Origin of the sequence: Cereibacter changlensis JA139 (assembly GCF_003034985.1) — a bacterium.
Lineage (GTDB): Bacteria > Pseudomonadota > Alphaproteobacteria > Rhodobacterales > Rhodobacteraceae > Cereibacter > Cereibacter changlensis.
On the sequence record NZ_PZKG01000060.1, the window covers coordinates 1 to 24,408 of the forward strand.

Here is a 24,408-nt window from a genome sequence, read left to right on the forward strand (position 1 = left end):
GGTGCAGCGCAACGCCATGAAGCATCCAGTGGGATGGGAGAGCTCGGCGGCGGAATATGCCGCCCTCTACCAGAGCCTGCTCGCGTGACAGCGCCGTCCGAGCCGCCGCCCCCACGGCTGTCCGGTCACGCGATCGGGCCGGGCCGCCCTTGGCCGATGGGGGCCAGCTTCGACGGCGACGGGGTGAATTTCGCGGTCTTCTCGGCCCATGCCGAGAAGGTGGAGCTCTGCCTCTTCTCGCCCGATGGCCGCAAGGAGCTGTGCCGCCTGCCGCTGCGCGAACGCTACGGCGATGTCTGGCACATCCATGTCGGCGGCGTGGTGCCGAACACTCTCTACGGCTACCGGGTGCACGGACCCTACCAGCCCGAGGCGGGGCATCGCTTCAACCCGGCCAAGCTGCTGATCGACCCCTATGCGCGCAAGCTCTCCGGGCGGCTGAAATGGTCGGACGCGCTGATGGGCTACAAGGTCGGCAGCCCCCGCGGCGATCTGTCGATCGACACCCGCGACTCCGCCTTCGCCGTGCCGAAATCGGTGGTGGCGCTGGAAAGCAATTTCAACTGGGGCAACGATGTCTCGCCCGCGGTGCCGCTGGACCGCACGGTGATCTACGAGGCGCATGTGAAGGGGCTGACCGCGCTGCATCCCGAGGTGGACCCGGGGCTGCGTGGCACCTTCCTCGGCCTCGCCTCGGATGTGGTGCTCGACCATCTGGTGAAGCTCGGCATCACCACGATCGAGCTGCTGCCGGTGCAGGCCTTCCTCGACGACCGCTTCCTGGTGAACAAGGGGCTCAGCAACTACTGGGGCTACCAGACCATCGGTTTCTTCGCGCCCGAGCCGCGCTATCTGACCAAATCCGCGCTCTGGGAGTTCCAGACCATGGTGCGGCGCTTCCACACCGCCGGGATCGAGGTGGTGCTGGACGTGGTCTACAACCATTCCGGCGAGAGCGACGAGCTGGGGCCGACGCTGTCCTTCCGCGGGCTCGACAACCGCAGCTACTACAAGCTGACCGAGGGCGGGCGGCGCTATGCCAATGATACCGGCACCGGCAACACGCTGGATCTCGCGCATCCGATGGTGCTGCGCATGGTGCTGGATTCCCTGCGCTACTGGGTCGAGGTGATGCATGTCGACGGCTTCCGCTTCGACCTCGCGTCGGTGCTGGGGCGCGAGGCCTCGGGCTTCGATCCGCAGGGCGGCTTCTTCGACGCGATCCGCCAGGACCCGGTGCTGAGCCGGGTGAAGCTGATCGCCGAGCCGTGGGACATCGGGCCGGGCGGCTATCAGCTCGGGGCCTTCCCGCACCCGTTCCTCGAGTGGAACGACAAGTTCCGCGACAGCGTCCGGCGCTTCTGGCGCGGCGACGCCGGGGTGACGCCGGATCTGGCGCAGCGGCTGCTTGGTTCGGCGGAGCGGTTCGACCACGGCTCGCGCGCAGCCACCACCTCGGTCAACATGATCACCGCGCATGACGGTTTCACCCTGGCCGATCTCGTCAGCTTTTCGGTCAAGCGCAACTTCGCCAATGGCGAGGACAACCGCGACGGCCATGACGACAACCATTCCGACAACATGGGCTTCGAGGGGCCGAGCGACGATCCGGCGCTGCTGGCCGCCCGGGCGCTGCGGCGGCGCAACATGCTCGCCACACTGATGCTGAGCCAGGGCACGCCAATGATCCTCGGCGGCGACGAGATCGGCAACGGGCAGGGCGGCAACAACAACGCCTATGCGCAGGACAACGAGATCGGCTGGGTAGACTGGCCGAACGCGGATCGCGAGATGCAGGCCTTCGTCGCGCGGCTGATCGCGCTGCGCCGCGCCTATCCGGTGCTGCGCCAGAAGCGCTTCCTGCATGCCCGCCGGCGCGCGGCAGACGGTCTGCCCGACGTGATCTGGCGGCGCGCCGACGGCGCCTCGCCCAGCCCTGAGGATTGGCACGACCCGGCCTTTCGCTGCCTCTGCATGGAGCTGCGCATGGCCGCCGAGGGCGAGGACCATGGCGAGAGCCCGGTCTTCGCCGTGCTGAACTGCGGGCCCGCCCTGCCGCTGGTGCTGCCCGACAGCCCAATGGGCTGGCAACTGATCCTCGACACCACGCGGCCCGACTGCGGGGCCGAGACCGCTTTGCCGGGGCTTGAAGCGCCGGCGCATTCCGTGTTGGTCTTCGCACCAGCCGCAACGGGAGAGACCCCATGACGATCAAGACCATTTCCACAAAAGCCTTTGATGACCAGAAACCCGGCACCTCCGGCCTGCGCAAGAAGACCCCGGTCTTCATGCAACCGAATTACCTCGAGAATTTCGTGCAATCCATCTTCACCGCCATCGGCGGCGCCACCGGCAAGACGCTGGTTCTGGGCGGCGACGGGCGGTATTTCAACGACACCGCGGCGCAGACCATCCTGCGCATGGCGGCGGCCAACGGGGCGAAGCGGGTGATCGTGGGGCAGAATGCGGTGCTCTCCACCCCTGCCGCCTCGCATCTGATCCGGCTCTACAAGACCGACGGCGGCATCATCATGTCGGCCAGCCACAACCCCGGCGGCCCGGAGGAGGATTTCGGCGTCAAGTTCAACATGCCGAACGGCGGCCCGGCCCCCGAGGCGGTGACCGAGGCGATGTATGCCGCGACGAAGACGCTCACCGAATACAAGACGCTGGACACGCCCGACATCGATCTCTCCGCCATCGGTCGGGTGGACGTGGGCGGCATGCAGGTCGATGTGGTCGATCCGGTGGCCGATTACGCCACGCTGATGGAGAGCCTGTTCGACTTCGGCGCGATCCGGGCGATGTTCACCGCGGGCTTCACCATGCGCTTCGACGCGATGTGCGCCGTGACCGGACCCTACGCGAGGGAGATCCTCGAGAACCGTCTGGGCGCGGCCCCGGGCACCGTGGTCAACGGCACGCCCTTGCCCGATTTCGGCGGCATGCACCCCGACCCGAACCCGACCTGGGCCAAGGCGCTGATGGACGAGATGTTCAGCCCCGACGCCCCCGCCTTCGGCGCGGCCTCGGATGGCGACGGCGACCGCAACATGGTGGTGGGCAAGGGCATCTATGTCTCGCCCTCCGACAGCCTCGCAGTGCTTGCGGCCAATGCGCATCTGGCCCCGGCCTATGCCGGCGGGTTGAAGGGTGTGGCGCGCTCCATGCCCACGTCGGCGGCGGTGGACCGGGTGGCGGAGTTCCTCGGGATCAAGGATTACGAGACGCCGACCGGCTGGAAGTTCTTCGGCAACCTTCTGGACGAGGGCTGCGTCACCATCTGCGGCGAAGAGAGCTTCGGCACCGGCTCGGACCACGTGCGCGAGAAGGACGGGCTCTGGGCGGTGCTGCTCTGGCTCAACATCCTCGCCGTCCGCAAGGAGAGCGTGGCCGAGATCCTGAAACAGCATTGGGAGAAGTTCGGCCGCAACTACTATTCGCGCCACGACTTCGAGGCGATCGAGACGGCGAAGGCCGATGCGATGATGGCCGAGCTGCGCGGCAAGCTGGACGGGCTGGCCGGCGTCGCCTTCGACCATCACCTCAAGATCGCCGAGGCCGACGACTTCGCCTATACCGATCCGGTCGACGGCTCGCTCAGCCAGAAGCAGGGTGTGCGCATCCTGTTCCAGGACGGCAGCCGCATCGTGATGCGCCTGTCGGGCACCGGGACCGAGGGCGCGACGCTGCGGCTCTACCTCGAACGCTATGCGCCGGGGCCGGAGGGGCTGGATCTCGACCCGCAGGAGGCGCTGCGCCCGGTGATCGAGGCGGCGCACGAGATCGCCGGGATCAGCCGTCATACCGGGCGCAAGGAGCCCGACGTGATCACCTGATCCCCGACCTTGGGATGGGTTCCTGCGGGGTCGGGCCTTTGCTAGCGTAAGGCAAAGAACCGCAGGCCCCGCATGACCGAACCGCATTTCCGCCCGCTGCATTCCGCGCTGATCATCGACGACCATCCGTTGTTCTGCGATGCGCTGTCGATGACGCTGAAGGCGGTGGCGGGCATCACCCAGATCGAGACCGCCGACCGGCTGGAAACCGCGCTGCACCGGCTGGACCTGACGCCGGGCTTCGATGTGGTGGTGCTGGATCTGAACCTGCCGGATGTGAACGGGCTCGACGGGCTGATCCGGCTGCGCGCCAGTCTGGGGACGGTGCCGGTGGTGGTGGTTTCGTCCCTGGCCGACAACCGGGTGATCGGCGCCGCGCTGAAGGCGGGGGCGGCGGGCTTCGTACCGAAACACTCCCGCCGCGAGGTGTTCCGCGCCGCCTTCGAGGCGGTGCGCGAGGGGCGCGGCTATGTGCCCGAGGGCTACACCCCGCAATCCGACCCGGCCGCGCCCACCACCCAGCGCGAGGACGCCATCGCCCGGTTGGCGCTGCTGACCCGGCAGCAGGCCAAGATCCTGCAGCTGATCTGCGAGGGGCGGCTGAACAAGCAGATCGCCTATGACCTGACCATCGCCGAGACCACGGTGAAGGCGCATGTCACCGCGATCATGCGCAAGCTCGGGGTGCAGAGCCGGACGCAGGCGGTGCTGATCGTGCAGGAGGCGAGTTTCGCCTCGCTGATGCCCGAGAACGGCTGAGCCGCTGGACAGCTTGCGGCGCCGCGGCTTAGGCTCGTTATCCGGGGGAGGATTGCGATGACCGAATTGGGCGACACCCTCCGCGGGGCGCCGGTAGAGGCGCTGAAGCTGGTCGCCACCGCGCATGTCGCGGCGGGCGCGCCCGATGCCGCGGCAGCCCTGCGCCGCGGACTGGGGGTAGGGCCCTTCGCGCTGGTCATCCTCTTCATCGCCCCCGAGGCCGACATTCCCCGCCTTGCGGCCGAGGCGGCGCAGGCCTTTCCCGACACGCCGGTGATCGGCTGCACCACGGCGGGAGAGATCTCGCCCGCAGGCTATACCGAGGGCGAGATCGTCGCGGTCGGGCTGTCGGCGGCGCATTTCGCGGTGTCGCCGATGCTGATCCGCGATCTGGGCGCGCTCGACGCCGAAACGCTGATCGGGCGGCTGATCCGCGCGCGGGCCGGGCTGGCGCGGCAGCGGCCCGACTGGGGCCACGAATTCGCCTTCCTGATGGTCGATGGCCTGTCGATCCGCGAGGACGAGCTGGCCTCGGCGCTGGCCTCGGGGCTCGGCCCGGTGCCGCTCTTCGGCGGGTCGGCGGCGGATGGCACGCGCTTCCGCGAGACCTTCGTGCTGCACGGTGGCGAGGTTCTGCGCGATGCCGCCGTGCTGGCGCTCCTGCGCAGCGACTGCCGGGTGAAGGTGTTCAACCTCGACCATTTCACCCCGACCGAGCGGCGCATGGTGGTGACCGAGGCCGACCCGAAGAACCGCATCGTCCGCCGCATCAATGCCGAGCCTGCCGCGCTGGAATATGCCCGGCTCCTGGGCAAGGACCCGGGCCAGCTGACCAGCTTCACCTTCGCCGCCCATCCGGTCGTGGTGCGGATCGGCGGCAAGCACCACGTCCGCGCCATCCGTCAGGTGGCCGAGAATGGCGATCTGATCTTCTTTTCCGCCATAGACGAGGGGCTGGTGCTGACGCTGGCCGAGCCGCAGGACATGGTGGTGCATCTGCGCGGCGAGCTGGCTTCCCTGTCGCGCGGGGGAGCGCCTGCGGCGATCCTCGCCTGCGACTGCATCCTGCGGCGGATGGAGGCGCTGGACAATCAGAGCCTCGGCGCCGTCTCCGGCCTTCTGCGCGATCACCGCGTGGTGGGGTTCTCGACCTATGGCGAGCAGTTGAACGGCATGCATGTGAACCAGACCATGACCGGCGTCGCGATCTATCCGCCGGAGACGCCGCTATGATCGACGCGCTGGTCGACCCCGCCGACCCGATCGAGCGCCAGCGCGACAAGCTCCTGCAGATCGCCCGCGTGCTGATGGCCCGGGTGGAGCGGATCACCGACGACGGTGGCGCCGCCTATGCCCAGTTCCAGCGCGCCGCCATGCTCGAGGATCAGGTGCGCGAACGCACCGCCGATCTGGAACGCACGCTGGACCTTCTGAACCTGTCGAACGACCGTCTGGCCGAGGCGAACCGCGCGACCGAGGCGGCGCGGCAGAACCTCGCCAATGCCATCGAGACGGTGCAGGAGGGTTTCGCCCTCTTCGACGCCGACGAGGTGCTGGTGCTCTGCAACTCGCGCTTCGGCCTGCATCTGCTGGACATCAAGGACCACCTGAAACCCGGCCTGACCTTCGACGGCTATATCGAGCTGGTCAGCCGCTCGCGCTACCTCGCGCTGCCCGAGGCCGAGACGCCGGAGGATTGGGCGATCCGCCGCCGCCGCCGGCATCAGGACCGGCATGTGATCTTCAATGTCCGCATGATCTGGGACCGCTGGCTGCAGGTGTCCGAGCATCGCACCGCGGACGGCGGCACGGTGATCCTGCAGACCGACGTCACGGACATCATCCGGCTGGAGCGGCTGGAGCGCGGCAAGATGCTGGACGATCAGGCGCGGGTGATCCGCGCCACGCTCGACCACATCAATCAGGGGGTCTGCATCTTCGACGCCGAGGGCCGGCTCGTCGGTTGGAACCAGCGGCTCGGCGCGCTGCTGGCGATCCCGCTGGCGCGCTTCCGGTTGGGCGCCAGCTTCGAGTCGCTGATGGAGCGGTTCCAGTCCGAGATCGCCTTCGACGGCATCACCCCGGAGGGGCTGGAGGCCTGGGTGCGGGCCCACAACGGCCGCGCGCCGCTGAACTTCGAGCTCCGGCGCGGGGCCGACATGATCCTCGACGTCTTCGCGCAGGAGATGCCCGACCGCGGCTTCGTGATGAGCTTCACCGACGCCACCGCCGAACGCGCCGCCATCGCCGCGCTCAGCCGCGCCAACGAGACGCTGGAGGCCCGGGTGATGGCGCGCACGCTGGAACTGGAGGATGCGCTGGCCCATGCCGAGCGCGCCAATGCCAGCCGCTCGCGCTTCGTCGCCGCGGCGAGCCACGACCTCCTGCAGCCGCTCTCCGCCGCCAAGCTCTTCATCGCCTCGATCGGCGACGAGGCCGTGGCGCCGCAGAGCCGCGAGGCGCTGGCCAAGGCGCAGAACGCGCTCGACTCGGTCGAGGGCATCCTCGGCGCGCTGCTGGATATCTCGAAGCTGGAATCGGGCAGGGCGGCGGTCTCGGTCGGGCCGGTGCGGCTCGACCGGCTGATGACGCAACTGCGCGACGAATTCGCGCCGCTCGCCGCCGCCAAGGGGCTGCGGCTGGAGCTGCTGCCCTCCAGCGCCGTGGTGCTGTCCGACCCGACCTACCTGCGGCGCATCCTGCAGAACCTGATCGGCAACGCCATCCGCTACACGACGACAGGCCGGGTGCTGGTGGGCGCGCGGCCCAAGCGCGGCATGGTGCGGCTCGAGGTCTGGGATACCGGGCCGGGCATTCCCGAGGCGGATCAGGAGAACATCTTCAAGGAGTTCCACCGCCTGCACGCCCCGGCCTCGGCCTCCGAGGGCATGGGGCTGGGCCTCGCCATCGTCGAGCGCGCCTGCGGTCTTCTCGGCCATCCGCTCGGGCTGAACTCGGTCGTCGGGCGCGGCACCTGCTTCATGCTGCAGGTGCCGCGCGCCGAGGGCGGGGCGTTGCCCGCCGCCCACGGTCAGGCGGCGACCGACCTGCGCCAGCAGACCATGGTCGCGGCGCAGGACAAGATAGCCTTTCTGGTGGAGAACGACGAAGACCTGCGCCGGGCGATGGGCCTCCTGCTGGAGAAATGGGGCATGAGTGTCCTCGACGTGGCGACGGGCGAGGAGGCGCTGGCGCTGATCGAGGAGATCGGCATCCTGCCGGACTTCTTCCTCGTCGACCATCAGCTCGGCCCGGGCATGACCGGCGTCGAGTTCATCCGCCGGATGCGCGCCGCCCATGGCCCGGTGCCCGCCTGCATCGTCACCGCCAACCGCCGCCCCGAGGTCGCCGCCCTCTGCGCCGCCTCCGACATCCGGCTGATCCAGAAGCCGATCGACGCCCGGGTGCTGGAGGAGTTTCTGGCCGACCTTTGATGATTATTGCGCAGAGCTTAGGCTTCTGCTAAAATTACGAACACACCCAGATAAAGTGGCAGAAGGGACGGTCCGCATGATCCACCTCTAATTATGGAGAAGATCATGAGGCCACCCGTAAAATCATCTGCTCGCACCGTAACGCTGACGCTGTTTCTGGTGTTCATTCCCTGTGCTCCTGCCAAACTCTGGATAGAGTGGCAGCTTGATTGGACTGGTCATGTGGCGGTCCAGATCGCGTAGGCTTTTTGCAACGCGCCCCTGATGCCAGGGGCGCGTTTGGCATTCCCCCGCGCGACAATACGACCAAGGTCACATAGCCGCAGCCTCGGCTTTCGCCCTAAAGTCTGGGCAACAGGGGGGCTCTTCATGCAACTTTCAGATCAGAGATCGATCAAGGCCGACCCGGCGACCGTCTGGGCGGCGATCCTCGACCCCGAGGTGCTCAAGGCCTGCATCCCGGGCTGCGAGAGCATCTCCGGCAATCCGCAAGACGGCTTCGAGGCCGTCGTGGTGCAGAAGGTCGGTCCGGTGAAGGCGCGGTTCACCGGCCAGGTCACGCTGTCCGAGATGGTCCCCGAGGAGGGGCTGAAGATCACCGGCGAGGGCAAGGGCGGGCCTGCGGGCTTTGCCAAGGGCTCGGCGCAGGTGACCATGGCGCGCGAAGGCGAGGGCACGCTCCTGACCTACGCCGTCGATGCCCATGTCGGCGGCAAGCTGGCGCAGCTCGGCAGCCGGATCATCGACAGCTTCACCCGCAAGATGGCCGACCAGTTCTTCGAACGCTTCCAGCAGGCGGTCGAGGGGCCGGAGGAGGAGGTCGAGCTGGCGGAAGCCGAGCCCGGGGCGGAGGCCCCCGCGACCGAGAAGAAGGGCTGGTTCAAGCGCATCGTCTCGCGCTGAGGCCGGGGAATGAGTGAGGGAGGGAATTGATGAAAGTCACGATGACCGTGAACGGCAAGGCCATGTCGGCCGAGACCGAGGGGCGCACCTTGCTGTCGTCCTTTCTGCGCGACGGGCTGGGGCTGACCGGCACCCATGTCGGCTGCGACACGACGCAATGCGGCGCCTGCGTGGTGCATGTCGACGGCAAGCCGGTGAAAAGCTGCACCGTGCTGGCGCAGGACGTGGCCGGGGCCGAGGTCCGCACCATCGAGGGCATGGCGAACAAGGACGGCTCGCTCTCGGTGATCCAGCAGGCCTTTCAGGACCATCACGGCCTGCAATGCGGCTTCTGCACCCCCGGCATGGTGATGTCTTCCGCCGCCCTGCTGGCCGAGAACCCGACCCCGACCGAGGCCGAGGTGCGCGCCTATCTCGAGGGCAACATCTGCCGCTGCACCGGCTACCACAACATCGTCAAGGCGGTGATGGCGGCCTCCGGGCAGGGCGAGCAGCAGCTGGCGGCCGAGTAATCAATCATTTGGCGCGCGTTCTTCACGCAGCGCATCAGGGGAGAGAGACATGCCGAAAGACGGCGGAATTGGCGCCAGCACGAAGCGGCGCGAGGATATCCGGTTCCTGACCGGCAAGGGACGCTACACCGCCGACATCAACCTGCGCGGTCAGGCCTTCGCCTGTTTCCTGCGCTCGGACGTGGCGCATGGCCGGATCAACGGCATCGACACCAGCGCGGCGGCCGAGATGCCGGGCGTGCTGGCGATCCTGACCGGCGAGGATTTCAAGGAGGTCGGCGGCAACCCGACCGGCTGGCTGGTCCAGAGCCGCAACGGCGAGACGATGAAGGAGCCCAAGCGCCCGGTGCTGGCGCATGGCAAGGTGCGCCACGTCGGCGACGCCTATGCCATGGTGATCGCCGAGACTTTCGAGCAGGCGCAGGACGCCTGCGACGCCATCACCGCCGATATCGAGGAGCTGCCCGCCATCGTCGACATGGCCGCCGCCGTGGCCGATGCCTCGAACCGGGTGCATGACGAGATTTCCGACAACATCGTCTTCGACTGGGGCTGGATCGAGGATAACCGCGCCGCCGTCGATGCGGCCTTCGCCGCAGCCCCGCATGTCACGACGCTGGAGCTGGTGAACAACCGCCTGTCACCGAACCCGATGGAGCCCCGCGCCTCGATCGGCGATTTCGACCCGGGCACCGGCGACTACAAGCTCTACACCACCTCGCAGAACCCGCATCTGTCGCGGCTGCTGATCTCGGCCTTCGTCATGGGCATCCCCGAGAACAAGCTGACGGTGATCGCCCCCGACGTGGGCGGCGGCTTCGGGTCGAAGATCTACCACTACGGCGAGGAAGCGGCGGTGCTGGCCGCCTCGAAGCTCCTGAACCGCCCGGTGAAATGGGTCTGCGACCGCTCCGAAGCCTTCATGACCGACGCGCATGGCCGCGATCACGTCACCAAGATCGAGCTTGCGACCGACATGGAAGGCAACTTCCTCGCGCTGCGCACCGAGACGCTGGCCAATGTCGGCGCCTATCTCTCGAACTTCGCGACCTGCACGCCGACCTTCCTGCATGGCACGCTGATGGCCGGGCCGTACAAGACGCCGCATGTCTATGTGAACGTGAAGGCGGTCTTCACCAATACCGTGCCGGTCGACGCCTATCGCGGCGCGGGCCGCCCCGAGGCGACCTATTCCATCGAGCGGGTCATCGACAAGGCGGCGCGCGAGCTGGGGCTCGACCCGTGGGAGCTCAGGGCGAAGAACTTCCTCACCACCGACCAGTTCCCCTACACCACGCCGGTCGGGCTGGTCTATGATACCGGCAACTACCATGCCACGCTCGACAAGCTGGGCGAGATGATCGACCGCAACGGCTTCGAGGCGCGGGTGGCCGAGAGCCGCGCGCGCGGCAAGCTGCGCGGCTTCGGCCTCTCCACCTGGATCGAGGCCTGCGGCATCGCGCCGTCGAACCTCGTCGGCGTGCTGGGTGCGCGGGTCGGGCTCTTCGACAGCGCCACCGTGCGGGTGAACGCCACCGGCAACATCTCGGTGCTGGTCGGCGCGCACAGCCACGGGCAGGGGCACGAGACGGTCTTCGCGCAGGTGATCTCCGACAAGCTGGGGGTTCCGGCGTCCAGCATCGAGATCGTGCATGGCGATACCTCGAAGATCCCGTTCGGCATGGGCACCTACGGCTCGCGCAGCCTCGCTGTCTGCGGCTCGGCCATGGTGAAGGCGGCGGACAAGATCATCGCCAAGGGCAAGAAGATCGCCGCGCATATGCTGGAGGCCTCGGAAGACGACATCGTCTTCGAGGATGGCGCCTTCAGCGTCACCGGGACCGACAAGCAGAAGACCTTCGGCGAGATCGCCTTCTCGGCCTACGTCCCGCACAACTATCCGCTTGAGACGCTGGAGCCGGGGCTGGAGGAAACCGCCTTCTACGACCCGTCGAACTTCACCTATCCCGCAGGCGCCTATGGCTGCGAGGTCGAGGTGGATGCCGAGACGGGCCGGGTGGAGATCGTCAGCTTCACCTGCGCCGACGATTTCGGCAATGTCATCAACCCGATGATCGTCGAGGGGCAGGTGCATGGCGGGGTGGCGCAGGGCATCGGTCAGGCGCTGATGGAATCGGTGCGCTACAACGAGGACGGGCAGCTGCTGACGGGGAGCTACATGGATTACGCCATGCCGCGCGCCGACGATCTGCCCAACATCACGGTGGACCATTCCTGCGCCACGCCCTGCACCCACAACCCGCTGGGGGTGAAGGGCTGCGGCGAGGCAGGGGCCATCGGTTCGCCCCCCGCGGTGGTGAATGCGGTGCTCGACGCGCTGCATCGCGGCGGGATCACCCATGTGACCCATATCGACATGCCCCTGACGCCCTCGCGCGTCTGGGCGGCAATCAACGGCTGAGGGGGATAGGATGCACAACTTCGAACTGGTGAAACCCTCGACGGTTCAGGATGCGGTGGCGGCCCTGGCGGCGGAGGGGGCGCAGGCGCTCTCCGGCGGGCAGACCCTGCTGCCCTCGATGAAGCAGCGGCTGGCCGCGCCGGATGTGCTGGTCAGCCTCACCGGCATCGCCGAGATGCGGGGCATCTGCCTCAGTGACCGCGGTCTCGCCATCGGCGGGGCCACGACCCACGCCACCATCGCGACAGAGGCCCGCGCGCACTATCCGGCGCTGGCCGATCAGGCCTCGCATATCGGCGACCCGGCGGTGCGCAACCGGGGCACCATCGGCGGCAGCCTTGCCAACAACGACCCTTCGGCCTGCTACCCGTCGGCGGCGCTGGCCTCGGGGGCGACCATCGTCACCAACCAGCGCGAGATCGCCGCGGACGATTACTTCCAGGGTATGTTCACCACGGCGCTGGACGAGGGCGAGATCATCACCTCGGTGATCTTCCCCATCCCGGAAAAGGCGGCCTATGTGAAATTCGCCCAACCCGCCTCGCGCTTCGCGCTGGTGGGGGTCTTCGTGGCGAAATACCCGCAGGGCGTGCGGGTGGCGGTCACCGGGGCCTCGGAGGAAGGCGTGTTCCGCTGGGCGGAGGCCGAGGCGGCGCTGTCATCGAACTTCAGCGCGACGGCGCTTGAAGGCCTCAGCGTCCCGGCCGAGGGCATGATCGCCGACCTGCACGGCTCGAAAGACTATCGCGCCGCTCTGGTGAAAGTGCTGACAGGCCGCGCCGTAACCGCCGCCTGACCCCCTCCCGGTCCAAATATCCTCGTCGAAGGCCAGCCCGTCCCGCAAGGGGCGGGCTGGCCTTTTGCGCCCCGCAGAGGTTCTCAGCCGCGTGCGCCCTGCGACAGGTAGGTGGCGCAGCCGGTGAGGGCGGCGTAATCGTCCTCGACGATGGAGACGGCGAAACTGCCCATGAACTCCGAGAACCGGCCCTTGTCGCGGAAAGCCTCGGCAAAGCCCATCGGGCCCAGCAGTTCAGTGAAGGCCCGCGCCACGCCGCCGCAGAGGAAGACGCCGCCGAAGGGCAGGTGGATCAGGGCGAGATTGCCGGCTTCGGCCCCCAGCAGCCGCACGAAGAGCCGCGCCGCCTCCTGCGCCGGTCCGGGCGCGCCGCTCGCCGCCATGATCTCGGCGGCTGTCAGATCGCCCGCCGTCCCGGCCTCGGCCGAGGTGAAGGCGAAGACCCGCTCCAGCCCGCGGCCCGACAGCACGTCCTCCACGCCGGCATAGCCATGCGCCGTGGCCACGGCCTCGGCCAGCGCCAGATCGCGCGGCGTCGTCACCGGCATGCCGGCATGGCCGCATTCCGAGGGCGCCACCACCCGGCCCCAAGGCGTGTCATGCACCGGCGCCGCGTTGAAGCCGGTGCCGACGCCGATCACGAGCATCGAGGCGCCGGGCGCCGCCTTCGGCCCCTCGATCACCACGCGCAGGTTCTCCGCCGCGATATGGCCCAAGGCATGGCCCTGCGCCTGCAGATCGTTCAGGATCGCCACGGTCGCCGCCCCGGTGGAGCGCGCCAGCGCCGCGCCGTCGATGGTCCAGTCGAGATTGGTCAGCGTCGCCACCCCGTCGCGCACCGGCCCCGCCGCCGCCACGCAGGCGCCGCCGACCTGCGGATTGCCCGCCTCGGACAGGAACTGCCGCAGCACACCTTCCAGCCCGGCATGGGCGGCGTTGGAAAAGCGGCGGACGCTCCCGGGCAGCAGCACGGTGCCCTGCGCCAGCGCCACGCGGGTGTTGGTCCCGCCGATGTCGGCAACCAGCGAAAGGGGGGCAGCGGTCATCGGTCTCTCCGGATCTCAGGGGAAGCTCAACGCGCCAGGGCGCGGGCCAAGGCGTGATAGGATGCTTTCGGGGTGCGCTGCAAGCTCTGGAAATCGACATGCACGAGGCCAAAGCGCTTGTCGTAGCCGAGCGACCATTCGTAATTGTCCAGAAGCGACCAGACGTAATAGCCCGCCACCGGCACGCCCGCGCCGATCGCCCGGCGCACCGCGGCCAGATGCGCCTCGATATAGCGGCTGCGCTCCGGGTCGTGCACCTCGCCCGCCCGCAGCACATCGGCATTGGCCATGCCGTTCTCGGTCACGTAGAGTGGCAGGCCGCGGGTGTAGCCCTCGTGGGTGCGGTTGAGGAAGAACTCCAGCCCCTCGGGATAGATCTCCCAGCCCATCTGGGTCTTGGGCAACGGCCCGTCGACCTCGTGCAGCCCGGGCCAGGAGCCGTCGTCGGCGGCGATCAGCTTGCGGGTGTAGTAGTTCAGCCCGCACCAGTCGACGGGCGCGCCTATCACCTCGAAATCCTGCTCCCAGCCCTTCGGCATATGCGGCAACAGCGCCTCCAGCACCTCGGCCGGATATTCCTTGTTGAACATCGCCGAGAGGAACCAGCGGTTGTAGATCCCGTCATAGAGCCGCGCCGCCTTGCCCGAAGCCTCGCTGCCATCGGCGGGTGCGGCATGCTCGAAGTTGCAGACCGCCCCGAGGTTCTGCATCCCGAGGCCCCGCATCGCCTGGATCGACCGGCCATGCGCCAGCAGCACGTGATGCATCGCCCGTGTCGCCGCGCGGATGTCGCGCAGCCCCGGCGCGTGATGGCCGAGGAAATGCGAGAGCCAGGCCACGCACCACGGCTCGTTGATCGGCGCCGCCGACCAGACCCGGTCGCCGATCCGCCGCATCACCACCTCGGTGTAATCGGCGAACCAGTCGGCGATGTCGCGATTGCGCCAGCCGCCCATGTCCTGCAGCGCCGAAGGCAGCTCCCAGTGATAGAGCGTCGCCGCCGGCTTCACCCCGCGCTCCAGAAGCCCGTCCACCAGCCGGTCATAGAAATCCAGCCCCTCGGCATTCACGGCGCCGCGCCCCTCGGGCATCACCCGCGCCCAGGAGGTCGAAAAGCGGTAGACGTCAAAGTTTCCCGCTTTGAGAATATCAAGATCCTCGTCCATCCGGTGGTAATGGTCGCAGGCCCGCGCGCCATTCTCGCCGCGCACCACATTTCCCGGCGTGGCGGCGAAATCATCCCAATGGCTGCGCCCGGCGCCGCCGAATTGATGACCCTCTATCTGATAGGCCGATGTCGCGACGCCAAAAAGGAAGTCCTTGGGAAAATCGTCGCGGCTGAAGGTCATGCGGTGCTCCGTTCTGGCTGGTGTTCGGGACAAAACTTCCCGCGCGGCGGCGCGGTTCCCGTTACGTCAGGCGCTGCGGCCCGGGCGACGGAACCATATCCTGCATCCGATGTTTATCAAATCCATTCGCTACACCATTGGGCCCATTCTGCAAATCGCCGACGCCCCGCGCCGAATGCGCGGTTTCGCCAGGGCGCCGGTTTCATTGACAGCCCAGCCCGCTTGGGCAATCGTCGGGGCAGGGCGGATTTGACGGGGGGACAGAGGCGTTAAAATCAGCCGAGCATCACGCGCGTAACCGGGAGGACTCCATGACATCCAGATTTCTTGCCGCCAGATTTCTAGCCACCGCCGCCGCAGCGTTGCTGTCCGGCGCCGCCGCCGCCCAGGATCTGAAATTCCCGCCGGGCGAGGACAGCCGGTTCAACTGGGACAGCTACGAGAGCTTCAAGCGCGACCTTTCCGGCCAGTCGCTGAAGATCGACGGCCCCTGGGGCGGGGTGGACAAGGCGCTGTTCGAGACGGTGGTGGCCTATTTCGAGGCGGCGACCGGCGCGGATGTGGAATTTTCCGGCGGCGACGGTTTCGAGCAGCGGGTGATGATCGATGTCGAGGCCGGCTCGCCGCCCGGCATTGCCGTGGTGCCGCAGCCCGGCCTCGCGCAGGAACTGGCGCGGCGCGGCAAGCTGGCCCCGCTGCCGGCCAGCGCCGCCGACTGGCTGCGCGAGAACTATGCCGCGGGCGAGTCCTGGGTCGATCTCGGCACCTATGCCGGGGCCGATGGCGCCGAGGCGCTCTACGGCTTCGTCTACAAGGTCGATGTGAAGTCGCTGGTCTGGTACTCGCCCGAGAACTTCGAGGATATGGGCTACGAAGTCCCCGAAACCATGGAGGAGCTGAAGGCGCTGACCGAGCAGATCGCCGAGGATGGCGAGACGCCCTGGTGCATCGGCCTCGGCTCCGGTCCCGCGACCGGCTGGCCCGCGACCGACTGGGTCGAGGACATGATGCTGCGGGTGAACACGCCCGAGGACTACGACGCCTGGACCAGAAACGAGCTGGCCTTCGACGATCCCAAGGTGATCGCCGCCATCGAGGAATTCGGCTGGTTCGCCAGGAACGATGATTTCGTGTCGGGCGGGGCCTCGGCCGTCGGCTCGACCGATTTCCGCGACAGCCCGAAGGGGCTGTTCACCTCGCCGGCGCAATGCTTCATGCACCATCAGGCCTCCTTCATCCCGTCCTTCTTCCCCGAAGGCACGGTGGTGGGCGAGGATGTGGATTTCTTCTACTTCCCCGCCTCGGCCGAAAAGGATCTGGGCAAGCCGGTGCTCGGCGCGGGCACGCTCTTCGTCATCACCAAGGACAGCCCGGTCGCGCAGGCCTTCCTCGAATTCCTGCAGACCCCGATCGCGCATGAGATCTGGATGGCGCAGACCGGCTTCCTGACCCCGCACAAGGGCGTCAACACCGAGGTCTATGGCGATCCGACGCTGAAGAAGATGGGCGACATCCTGCTTCAGGCCGATACCTTCCGCTTCGACGGCTCCGACCTGATGCCGGGCGCCATCGGCGCGGGGGCCTTCTGGACGGCGATGGTCGATTATGTCGGCGGCAAGGATGCGGCGACGGTGGCGGGCGATGTGCAGCGCACCTGGAACACGCTGAAGTAACCCCCCGGGGGGCGGCCCGTCCGCAGCCGCGGTCGGGCCGGGAACCGTTCCGGGAGGGGACGCATGGACCAGCTCTTCATGGCAGGCGGCACCGTGGTGATCGGCGTCTTCGGCTGCGTCGCCTATTTCTTCCTGTCCAACATGATCCTCGACGCGGTCTGGCCGCCGCGCGGGCCCGACGCCGGGCGCAACATCCTGCGCGCCGCGATGATCCGGCCCTGGCTCTTCCTGTTCCCGGCCATAGCCCTTCTGGCGGTCTATCTGGTCTATCCGGTCTTCGTCTCGATCTGGCTCTCGCTGCACGACAACACCGGCCAGCGCTTCGTCGGGGCCGACAACTACCTCTGGCTGCTGAACGACCGCAAATTCCAGGAGTCGATCCGCAACAACTTCCTCTGGCTTCTGGTGGTGCCGGGCGGGGCGACCTTCTTCGGCCTGATCGCCGCGGCGCTGACCGACCGGATCCGCTGGGGCAATTTCGCCAAGGCGATGATCTTCATGCCGATGGCGATCTCCTTCATCGGCGCCTCGGTGATCTGGAAGTTCATCTACGACTACCGCGGCGAGGGCCGGACCGAGATCGGCCTCCTGAACGCGGTGGTGGAGGCCTTCGGCGGCACGGCGCAGACCTGGCTGACGCTGGAGCCCTGGAACAACTTCTTCCTGATGGCGGTGCTGATCTGGATCCAGACCGGCTTCGCCATGGTGATCCTCTCTGCCGCGCTGCGGGGCATCCCCGAGGAAACCATCGAGGCCGCGATCCTCGACGGCGCCTCGCCCTTCCAGATCTTCCTGAAGATCAAGGTGCCGCAGATCTGGGGCACAATCGCCGTGGTCTGGACCACGATCACCATCCTGGTGCTGAAGGTCTTCGACATCGTGCTGGCCATGACCAACGGCCAGTGGGGCACGCAGGTGCTGGCCAACATGATGTTCGACTGGATGTTCCGCGGCAACGACTCCGGCCGCGCCTCGGCCATCGCGCTGGTCATCATGCTGCTGGTGACGCCGATCATGATCTGGAACATCCGCAACGCCCACAAGGAGATGCGCTGATGGACAATATCGCCGGCACGAAATCGAGCCTCGTCTGGGCGGTCAACATCGCCGTCGTCGTGCTGGTGCTCTTGTGGACCATCCCGACCTTCGGCCTCCTGGTCTCCTCCTTCCGCGACCGCGACCAGATCGCCACCACCGGCTGGTGGTCCTCGCTCTTCCCGCACGAGGCGAGCCTGCGCTTCCGCATCGGCGACGCCGAGACCCAGCGGCAGGAGGGCGAGGTTTTCGTCATCGACGGCTCGGTCTTCGAGGCCGGCGGCACGGTCAGCGCCTTCGGCACCTCCAACCGCGACCCCGCCGCCCATGAGCCGGGAGAGGTGGTCGACTTCGGCGACGGCATCAGCGGCACGGTGAACGAGGACGGCAGCTACCGCGTCACCTCGCCCGTGGCCTTCGAGGGCCGCAGCCCGCGGCTCTTCGTGACCTCGGTCACCCCGCCGCGCTTCACGCTGGAGAACTACGACCGCGTGCTCTTCGCCCAAGGGCTCGGCCGCGCCTTCCTCAACACCATGACGGTCACCATCCCCGCCACCGTCATCCCCATCCTCGTCGCCGCCTTCGCCGCCTATGCCCTGGCCTGGATGGAGTTTCCCGGCCGCTCGCTGCTGATCGCCTCGGTCGTCGGTCTCCTCGTCGTGCCGCTGCAACTGGCGCTGATCCCGCTTCTGCAACTCCACAACGCCATCGGCATCGGCAAGGATTACCTCGGCATCTGGCTCGCCCATTCCGCCTTCGGCCTGCCGCTCGCCATCTACCTCTTGCGCAACTACATGGTCGGCCTGCCGCGCGAGATCATCGAGAGCGCGCGGGTCGACGGGGCCACCGACTTCCAGATCTTCCTCAAGATCATCCTGCCCCTGTCCTTCCCGGCGCTGGCCAGCTTCGCCATCTTCCAGTTCCTCTGGACCTGGAACGACCTCCTCATCGCCACGGTCTTCCTCGGCAACACCCAGGACCAGCTGGTGATGACCGGCGTCCTGCGCGAGCTTCTGGGCTCACGCGGGGGTGACTGGGAAATCCTTGCCGCCTCGGCCTTTGTGTCCATTTCTGTTCCGCTGGTGGTGTTTTTCGCCATGCAGAAGTATCTGGTCCGCGGCCTGCTGGCCGGATCAGTGAAATGATGGAACCGAGATGACCCTTATCAAGACCGTTGAGTCCAATGTTCTGGCAGCCGATCCCGACTGGTGGCGGGGCGCGGTGATCTACCAGATCTACCCGCGCAGCTTCCAGGACAGCGACGGCGACGGCGTCGGCGACCTGCGCGGCATCGCGCGGCGCCTGCCGCATATCGCGAGCCTCGGGGCCGATGCGGTCTGGATCAGCCCGTTCTTCACCTCGCCGATGAAGGATTACGGCTATGACGTCAGCGACTATTGCGACGTCGATCCGATGTTCGGCACCCTCGCCGATTTCGACGCGCTGGTGGCCCAGGCGCATGGGCTCGGCCTCCGGGTGATGATCGACCTCGTGCTGTCGCATACCTCGAACCAGCACCCCTGGTTCATGGAAAGCCGCAAGAGCCGGGTGAACCCCAAGGCCGACTGGTATGTCTGGGCCGACCCGAAGGGCGACGGCACGCCGCCAAACAACTGGCTGTCGATCTTCGGCGGCCCGGCCTGGAAATGGGACGGCCGGCGCGAGCAATACTACCTGCACAACTTCCTCACCTCGCAGCCCGACCTGAACTTCCACGAACCCGCGGTGCAGGATGCGCTCTTGGACGTGGCGCGCTTCTGGCTGGAGCGCGGGGTGGACGGATTCCGGCTCGACACGATCAATTTCTACTTTGCCGACAAGTACCTGCGCGACAATCCGCGCCTCCCGCGCGAGCTGCGCAACGACTCCATCGCGCCGGGGGTGAACCCCTATAACCACCAGCTGCACATGTTCGACAAGAACCAGCCGGAGAACCTTGAATTCCTGAAGAAATTCCGCGCGGTGCTCGACCCCTACGGGGCGGCGGCGGTGGGCGAGGTCGGCGACGCGCAATTCGGGCTGGAGATCATGGCCGAATACACCTCGGGCGGCGACAAGGTGCAGATGTGCTACCCGTTCGAGATGCTGCAGCCGAAACTGCTGACCGCGCAGGGCCTCGCCGATGTCTTCGCCCGGCTTCATGCTGCGGCGCCCGGCGCCTGGCCCTGCTGGAGCTACTCCAACCACGACACCGTGCGCCATGTCACCCGCTGGCATCTTTCGCACGAGGCGGCAAAGACTTACGCGACGCTGCTCCAGTGCCTGCGCGGCTCGGTCTGCCTCTATCAGGGCGAGGAGCTGGGCCTGCCGGAGGCCGAGCTTGCCTTCGAAGATCTGCACGACCCCTATGGCATCGAGTTCTGGCCGGAGTTCAAGGGCCGCGACGGCTGCCGCACCCCGATGGTCTGGGAGAGCGACAACCGCAGCGGCGGCTTCTCCACCGGCGAGCCCTGGCTGCCGGTGACCGGCTCGCATCTCGGCCTCTCGGTCGAGGCGCAGGAGGACGACCCTGACTCGATGCTGAACCATTACCGCGCCGTGATCGCCCTGCGCCGCGCCCATCCGGTGCTGCGCCACGGCTCGACCGAGGCGATGAAGGCCGCGGGCCCGCTGGTGCAGTTCCTGCGCGCCGGCGAGGAGACGGTGTTCTGCGCCTTCAACCTGGGCGATGGCACGGTCGAGGCGATGCTGCCCGGCGGCTGCTGGGCGCCGCTGGGGCAGGAGATCGGCGCGGCGACGCCGCAGGCCGACAACAGGGTAAGCTTGGGTCCATGGCAGGTCTGTCTGGCGAAGAGGATCTGAAACGGGAGGGACGCGAATGGCCGATCTGAGACTGAAGGATGTCGGTAAGGCCTATGGCGATGTGCGGGTGCTCCGCGACATCAACCTCGACATCCGGCAAGGCGAGCTGATCGTCTTCGTCGGCCCCTCCGGCTGCGGCAAGTCCACCTTGCTGCGCATGATCGCCGGGCTGGAACGCATCACCGCCGGCACGCTGGAAATCGACGGCCGCGTGGTGAACGACGTGCCGCCGGCGCAGCGCGGCATCGCCATGGTGTTCCAGTCCTACGCGCTCTACCCGCATATGACGGTGCGGCAGAACATGGAATTCGCCATGAAGATCGCGCGCAAGTCCAAGGCCGAGATCGCCGCCGCCGTCGCCAATGCCGCGCGCATCCTGCAGCTCACGCCCTATCTCGACCGCCTGCCCAAGGCGCTCTCCGGCGGCCAGCGCCAGCGGGTGGCCATCGGCCGCGCCATCGTGCGCGATCCCAAGGTCTATCTCTTCGACGAGCCGCTCTCCAACCTCGACGCCGCGCTCCGTGTGGCGACGCGGCTGGAGATCGCCCAGCTGAAGGAGAAGATGCCCGACCGCACCATGATCTACGTGACCCACGATCAGGTCGAGGCGATGACGCTGGCCAGCCGCATCGTCGTGCTGGCCGGCGGCGGGATCTCTCAGGTCGGCACGCCGCTGGAGCTTTACGAGCGGCCGCAGAACGAATTCGTCGCCCAGTTCATCGGCTCGCCCGCCATGAACCTGATGCCCGGCGAGATCGTCGAGACCGGGCCGCAGACCCGGGTGCGGCTCGACAATGGCGGGGTGGCGCTGGCCGCGATCCACACCGCGCCGGAGGATCTGGGTCTTCTGGTCAACGTCGGGGTGCGGCCCGAGGATCTGGTGGCCTCCGACGGGCCGGCGGTCTTCACCGGCGAGGTGGAGATCACCGAGGCCCTGGGCGAGGTGACGCTGCTCTATTTCGCCCGGCAGGATGACGCGGCGCAGGTGGTGGCCAAGCTGCCCGGCATCCACGGTGACCTGCGGCACCGCGAGGTCCGGCTGACCGCCGACCCGCGCAAGGTGCATCTGTTTTATCAGGGCCGCTCGCTGCTTTACCGCTGAGGATGATTGACAGGCGGGGGCAGGCGGCGCATGCCGGGACCCGGATCGCCGCGCCCGGCGCGCGGCCCGCGCGCCTTGCCTTCCGGCCGGGGCGAAACTGCCGGAGGAGAGACGCTGTGGCCAAAGGACAGATGCGGTCGAACAAGGAAGTGAAGAAGCCCAAGAAGGACAAGACGGCGGTGAAGCCCGAGGAAAACCCGCTCACCGCGCGGCTGAAGGCGGCCCAGGACAAGGTCAAGGGCAAGTGAAAGGTTAAGATTTCCTGAACGGTTTCAGGAAATCCCTTTCGTTTTAAAGAGTTGGGCCGATTTTCACGCGTGAAAACGCGTTCGTTCCCGCCTGCCGGCCCCGCCGCCGGGCAAACCCGATCGCCCGGCAGGCCCCCTCGTCGCCGCCGATCCCCCCGATCCGATCCTCCCTGTCTCTCCCGCGCCGCGCCTTGCCGTCGCGGCAGGCGGGCAGGTCCATTTGCCCTTGCCTTCGCGCAAAACCCGTGAAACAGGGAACCGCCAAACGACATCCCCCAAGGAGACACCCATGGAGATTCGCGAGGCTCTCACCTTTGATGACGTGCTTCTTGTGCCGGCGGCCAGCAATGTGCTGCCCTCGGATGCCGACACGGCGACCTTCGTCACCAAGGCCATCCGGATGAACATCCCGCTCCTGTCCTCGGCGATGGACACGGTCACCGAGGGCCGCATGGCCATCGCCATGGCCCAGGCCGGCGGCATCGGCGTGATCCACCGCAACCTCGGCGTCGAGGAGCAGGCCCGCGAGGTCCGCCGGGTGAAGCGCTTCGAGAGCGGCATCGTCTACGCCCCGATCACTCTGACCCCGAACCAGACCCTGGCCGACGCCAAGGCCCTGCAGGAACGCTACAACGTCACCGGCTTCCCTGTGGTGGACGAGGCGGGCCGGGTGGTCGGCATCGTCACCAACCGCGACATGCGTTTCGCCAACGACGACCGCACCCCGGTCTCGGTGATGATGAGCTCGGAGAACCTCGCCATCCTGCAGGAGCCCGCCGACCGCGAGACCGCGATCAGCCTGATGAAGGCGCGGCGGATCGAGAAGCTCCTGGTGACCGACGGGCAGGGCAAGCTGACGGGCCTCCTGACCCTGAAGGACACCGAGAAGGCCGTGCTGAACCCGAACGCCTGCAAGGACGAGCTGGGCCGGCTGCGCGTCGCCGCCGCCTCGACCGTGGGCGACGCCGGCTTCGAGCGCAGCCAGGCGCTGATCGAGGCCGGCGTCGACATGGTGGTGATCGACACCGCCCACGGCCATTCCGAGGGCGTCGCCATCGCGGTGGAGCGGATCAAGAAGTTCTCCAACCAGGTCCAGGTCGTGGCGGGCAACGTCGCCACCTCCGAGGCGACCCGCGCGCTGATCGGCGCCGGCGCCGATGCGGTGAAGGTCGGCATCGGCCCGGGCTCGATCTGCACCACGCGGATCGTGGCGGGCGTCGGCGTGCCGCAGCTGACCGCGATCATGGATTCCGCCTCGGCGGCCGGCGACATCCCGGTGATCGCCGATGGCGGCATCAAGTTCTCCGGCGATTTCGCCAAGGCCATCGCCGCGGGCGCCTCCTGCGCCATGGTCGGCTCGGCCATCGCCGGCACCGACGAGAGCCCGGGCGAGGTGATCCTGTACCAGGGCCGGTCGTTCAAATCCTACCGCGGCATGGGCAGCCTCGGCGCCATGGCGCGCGGATCGGCCGACCGCTATTTCCAGAAGGACGCGGCCAGCGACAAGCTGGTGCCGGAAGGGATCGAGGGTCAGGTGCCCTACAAGGGCTCGGCGGCGGCGGTGGTGCACCAGCTGGTCGGCGGGTTGCGCGCCGCGATGGGCTACACCGGCAACCGGACCATCGCCGAGATGCGCTCCAGCTGCTCTTTCGTGCGGATCACCGGGGCAGGGCTGAAGGAAAGCCACGTCCATGACGTGCAGATCACCCGCGAGAGCCCGAACTACCGGCTGGGCTGAGGCCGGATCGGCGAAGTGACGAGGCCGCTTCTCCGAAGGGAGGAGCGGCCTTCTCCTTTTGGGCAGGGATCGGCCGACTGTGGCATAACTGTGATAGGGCAATTCTCATTTTGATGTAGAAAAGCCGTGCCGTTGCGCCGCAGTGCAGAATCGCCTTAGTCGTGACTCACCGGCTCATCGGAGCTTTCCAACGCTCAGGGGTAAGGAGGCAAGGACGGCGCATCAGCCCTGTCCGAGGCCGGACCCCTCTTCCGTTGGGGCGGGCGGGTAATGGTAGGACTTTGGTAACCTTTCTATGGTGCTTTGCGGTCCTGAGGCAGGTGGGAAATCATCTGCCCTTGGCACGGGGAAACTTATGTTCGGCCAGCGCAAGACGTTCATCATGATGACCCAGACCTGCGCCCTGCATGTCTGGCTCACCCCTCCCGAGGCGTTGGCGCGGACCGCGGCGCGGATGCGGTTCACCCCGAACTGGTTCGCCGCACCGCAGGACTGGACCGGCGACCTGATCGTGGGCGGCCTCGCCAGCAAGCCGGGCATCGCTGTCGTCTCGGCCTGAGCCTCAGGCCAGCATCCCGCGCAGCGTGGCGAAGCGGGCCGCGGCCTCCGCATCGTCCCAGTCTTCCGGCGCGGTGAGCCTGCGGTGCACCAGCCCCTCGCAGGCCAGATGCACGACCGCCGCCAGATCTGGCGCCGGGCAGCGTTGGAACAGGGCGCGGACATCGGCGCGGAATTCCAGCAGCGGGGTGA

At 67.5% G+C, this 24,408-nt stretch carries 19 protein-coding genes and 1 pseudogene; 17 read left to right on the forward strand and 3 right to left on the reverse strand.

From position 1 onward, the window contains the following. Window positions 1-84 precede the first annotated feature (84 nt). The 9 genes from glgX (at window position 85) to C5F48_RS13425 (ending at window position 12,665) form a co-directional block, all read left to right on the forward strand. Window positions 85-2,208 carry a glycogen debranching protein GlgX gene (glgX, locus tag C5F48_RS13385; RefSeq protein ID WP_107664408.1) on the forward strand — a complete coding sequence of 708 codons (2,124 nt, stop codon included), beginning with the start codon at window positions 85-87 and terminating at the stop codon, window positions 2,206-2,208. After that, entirely contained in the window at window positions 2,205-3,839 is a 1,635-nt protein-coding gene (locus C5F48_RS13390) for an alpha-D-glucose phosphate-specific phosphoglucomutase (protein WP_107664409.1), read from the forward strand. The genes glgX and C5F48_RS13390 overlap by 4 nt, the downstream gene beginning before the upstream one ends. Before the next feature lie 72 nt (window positions 3,840-3,911). Beyond that, window positions 3,912-4,598, forward strand: a complete 687-nt coding sequence (locus tag C5F48_RS13395) for a response regulator transcription factor (RefSeq protein ID WP_107664410.1) — start codon at window positions 3,912-3,914, stop codon at window positions 4,596-4,598. A 57-nt stretch (window positions 4,599-4,655) separates the two neighbouring features. After that, window positions 4,656-5,831, forward strand: coding sequence for an FIST N-terminal domain-containing protein (locus C5F48_RS13400; protein ID WP_107664411.1), 1,176 nt, complete (start codon window positions 4,656-4,658; stop codon window positions 5,829-5,831). Next, entirely contained in the window at window positions 5,828-8,032 is a 2,205-nt protein-coding gene (locus tag C5F48_RS13405) for a hybrid sensor histidine kinase/response regulator (RefSeq protein ID WP_107664412.1), read from the forward strand. The genes C5F48_RS13400 and C5F48_RS13405 overlap by 4 nt, the downstream gene beginning before the upstream one ends. Window positions 8,033-8,401: 369 nt before the next feature. Next, the gene (locus C5F48_RS13410) at window positions 8,402-8,935 is read left to right on the forward strand and encodes an SRPBCC family protein (RefSeq protein WP_107664413.1); all 534 of its coding nucleotides are present in this window, start codon (window positions 8,402-8,404) and stop codon (window positions 8,933-8,935) included. Window positions 8,936-8,964: 29 nt separating this feature from the next. Further along, window positions 8,965-9,447 (forward strand): (2Fe-2S)-binding protein, encoded by a 483-nt coding sequence (locus C5F48_RS13415; protein ID WP_107664414.1) that lies wholly within the window; start codon window positions 8,965-8,967, stop codon window positions 9,445-9,447. Window positions 9,448-9,496: 49 nt separating this feature from the next. Beyond that, window positions 9,497-11,869 (forward strand): xanthine dehydrogenase family protein molybdopterin-binding subunit, encoded by a 2,373-nt coding sequence (locus tag C5F48_RS13420; RefSeq protein WP_107664415.1) that lies wholly within the window; start codon window positions 9,497-9,499, stop codon window positions 11,867-11,869. 10 nt (window positions 11,870-11,879) lie between these two features. Further along, complete coding sequence (locus tag C5F48_RS13425; protein WP_107664416.1) at window positions 11,880-12,665, forward strand: FAD binding domain-containing protein; 786 nt, start codon at window positions 11,880-11,882, stop codon at window positions 12,663-12,665. 83 nt (window positions 12,666-12,748) lie between these two features. Here C5F48_RS13425 and C5F48_RS13430 read toward each other — a convergent pair whose 3' ends face one another. Then, window positions 12,749-13,711: a glucokinase gene (locus C5F48_RS13430; protein ID WP_107664417.1), complete on the reverse strand. Its 963-nt coding sequence runs from the start codon at window positions 13,709-13,711 to the stop codon at window positions 12,749-12,751. A 26-nt stretch (window positions 13,712-13,737) separates the two neighbouring features. Continuing rightward, complete coding sequence (locus C5F48_RS13435) at window positions 13,738-15,060, reverse strand: GH1 family beta-glucosidase (protein ID WP_107664418.1); 1,323 nt, start codon at window positions 15,058-15,060, stop codon at window positions 13,738-13,740. Window positions 15,061-15,371: 311 nt separating this feature from the next. Here C5F48_RS13435 and C5F48_RS13440 point away from each other — a divergent pair, with 311 nt between their 5' ends. The 8 genes from C5F48_RS13440 to C5F48_RS25195 all read left to right on the forward strand — a co-directional run bounded on the left by C5F48_RS13440 (window position 15,372) and on the right by C5F48_RS25195 (window position 24,217). After that, window positions 15,372-16,733, forward strand: coding sequence for an ABC transporter substrate-binding protein (locus tag C5F48_RS13440; protein ID WP_107664419.1), 1,362 nt, complete (start codon window positions 15,372-15,374; stop codon window positions 16,731-16,733). Window positions 16,734-16,796: 63 nt separating this feature from the next. Continuing rightward, on the forward strand, window positions 16,797-17,789 hold the full coding sequence (locus C5F48_RS13445) for a carbohydrate ABC transporter permease (protein WP_107664420.1): 993 nt from the start codon (window positions 16,797-16,799) through the stop codon (window positions 17,787-17,789). After that, complete coding sequence (locus C5F48_RS13450; protein ID WP_107664421.1) at window positions 17,789-18,913, forward strand: carbohydrate ABC transporter permease; 1,125 nt, start codon at window positions 17,789-17,791, stop codon at window positions 18,911-18,913. The genes C5F48_RS13445 and C5F48_RS13450 overlap by 1 nt, the downstream gene beginning before the upstream one ends. Window positions 18,914-18,923: 10 nt before the next feature. Next, window positions 18,924-20,570 (forward strand): alpha-amylase family glycosyl hydrolase, encoded by a 1,647-nt coding sequence (locus C5F48_RS13455; RefSeq protein WP_107664422.1) that lies wholly within the window; start codon window positions 18,924-18,926, stop codon window positions 20,568-20,570. Between the two features lie 16 nt (window positions 20,571-20,586). Then, on the forward strand, window positions 20,587-21,672 hold the full coding sequence (locus tag C5F48_RS13460) for an ABC transporter ATP-binding protein (protein WP_107664423.1): 1,086 nt from the start codon (window positions 20,587-20,589) through the stop codon (window positions 21,670-21,672). Between the two features lie 116 nt (window positions 21,673-21,788). After that, a complete protein-coding gene (locus C5F48_RS26050; RefSeq protein WP_258186503.1) occupies window positions 21,789-21,920 on the forward strand; it encodes a hypothetical protein in 132 nt (43 codons plus the stop codon). 289 nt (window positions 21,921-22,209) lie between these two features. Beyond that, the gene (gene guaB / locus C5F48_RS13465; RefSeq protein WP_107664424.1) at window positions 22,210-23,658 is read left to right on the forward strand and encodes an IMP dehydrogenase; all 1,449 of its coding nucleotides are present in this window, start codon (window positions 22,210-22,212) and stop codon (window positions 23,656-23,658) included. 382 nt (window positions 23,659-24,040) lie between these two features. Beyond that, window positions 24,041-24,217, forward strand: coding sequence for a hypothetical protein (locus tag C5F48_RS25195; protein ID WP_170139616.1), 177 nt, complete (start codon window positions 24,041-24,043; stop codon window positions 24,215-24,217). A gap of 3 nt (window positions 24,218-24,220) precedes the next feature. Here the strand turns inward: C5F48_RS25195 and C5F48_RS25200 are convergent. Continuing rightward, window positions 24,221-24,408 (reverse strand): annotated as a pseudogene (locus C5F48_RS25200) (TetR/AcrR family transcriptional regulator); the annotation flags it as partial.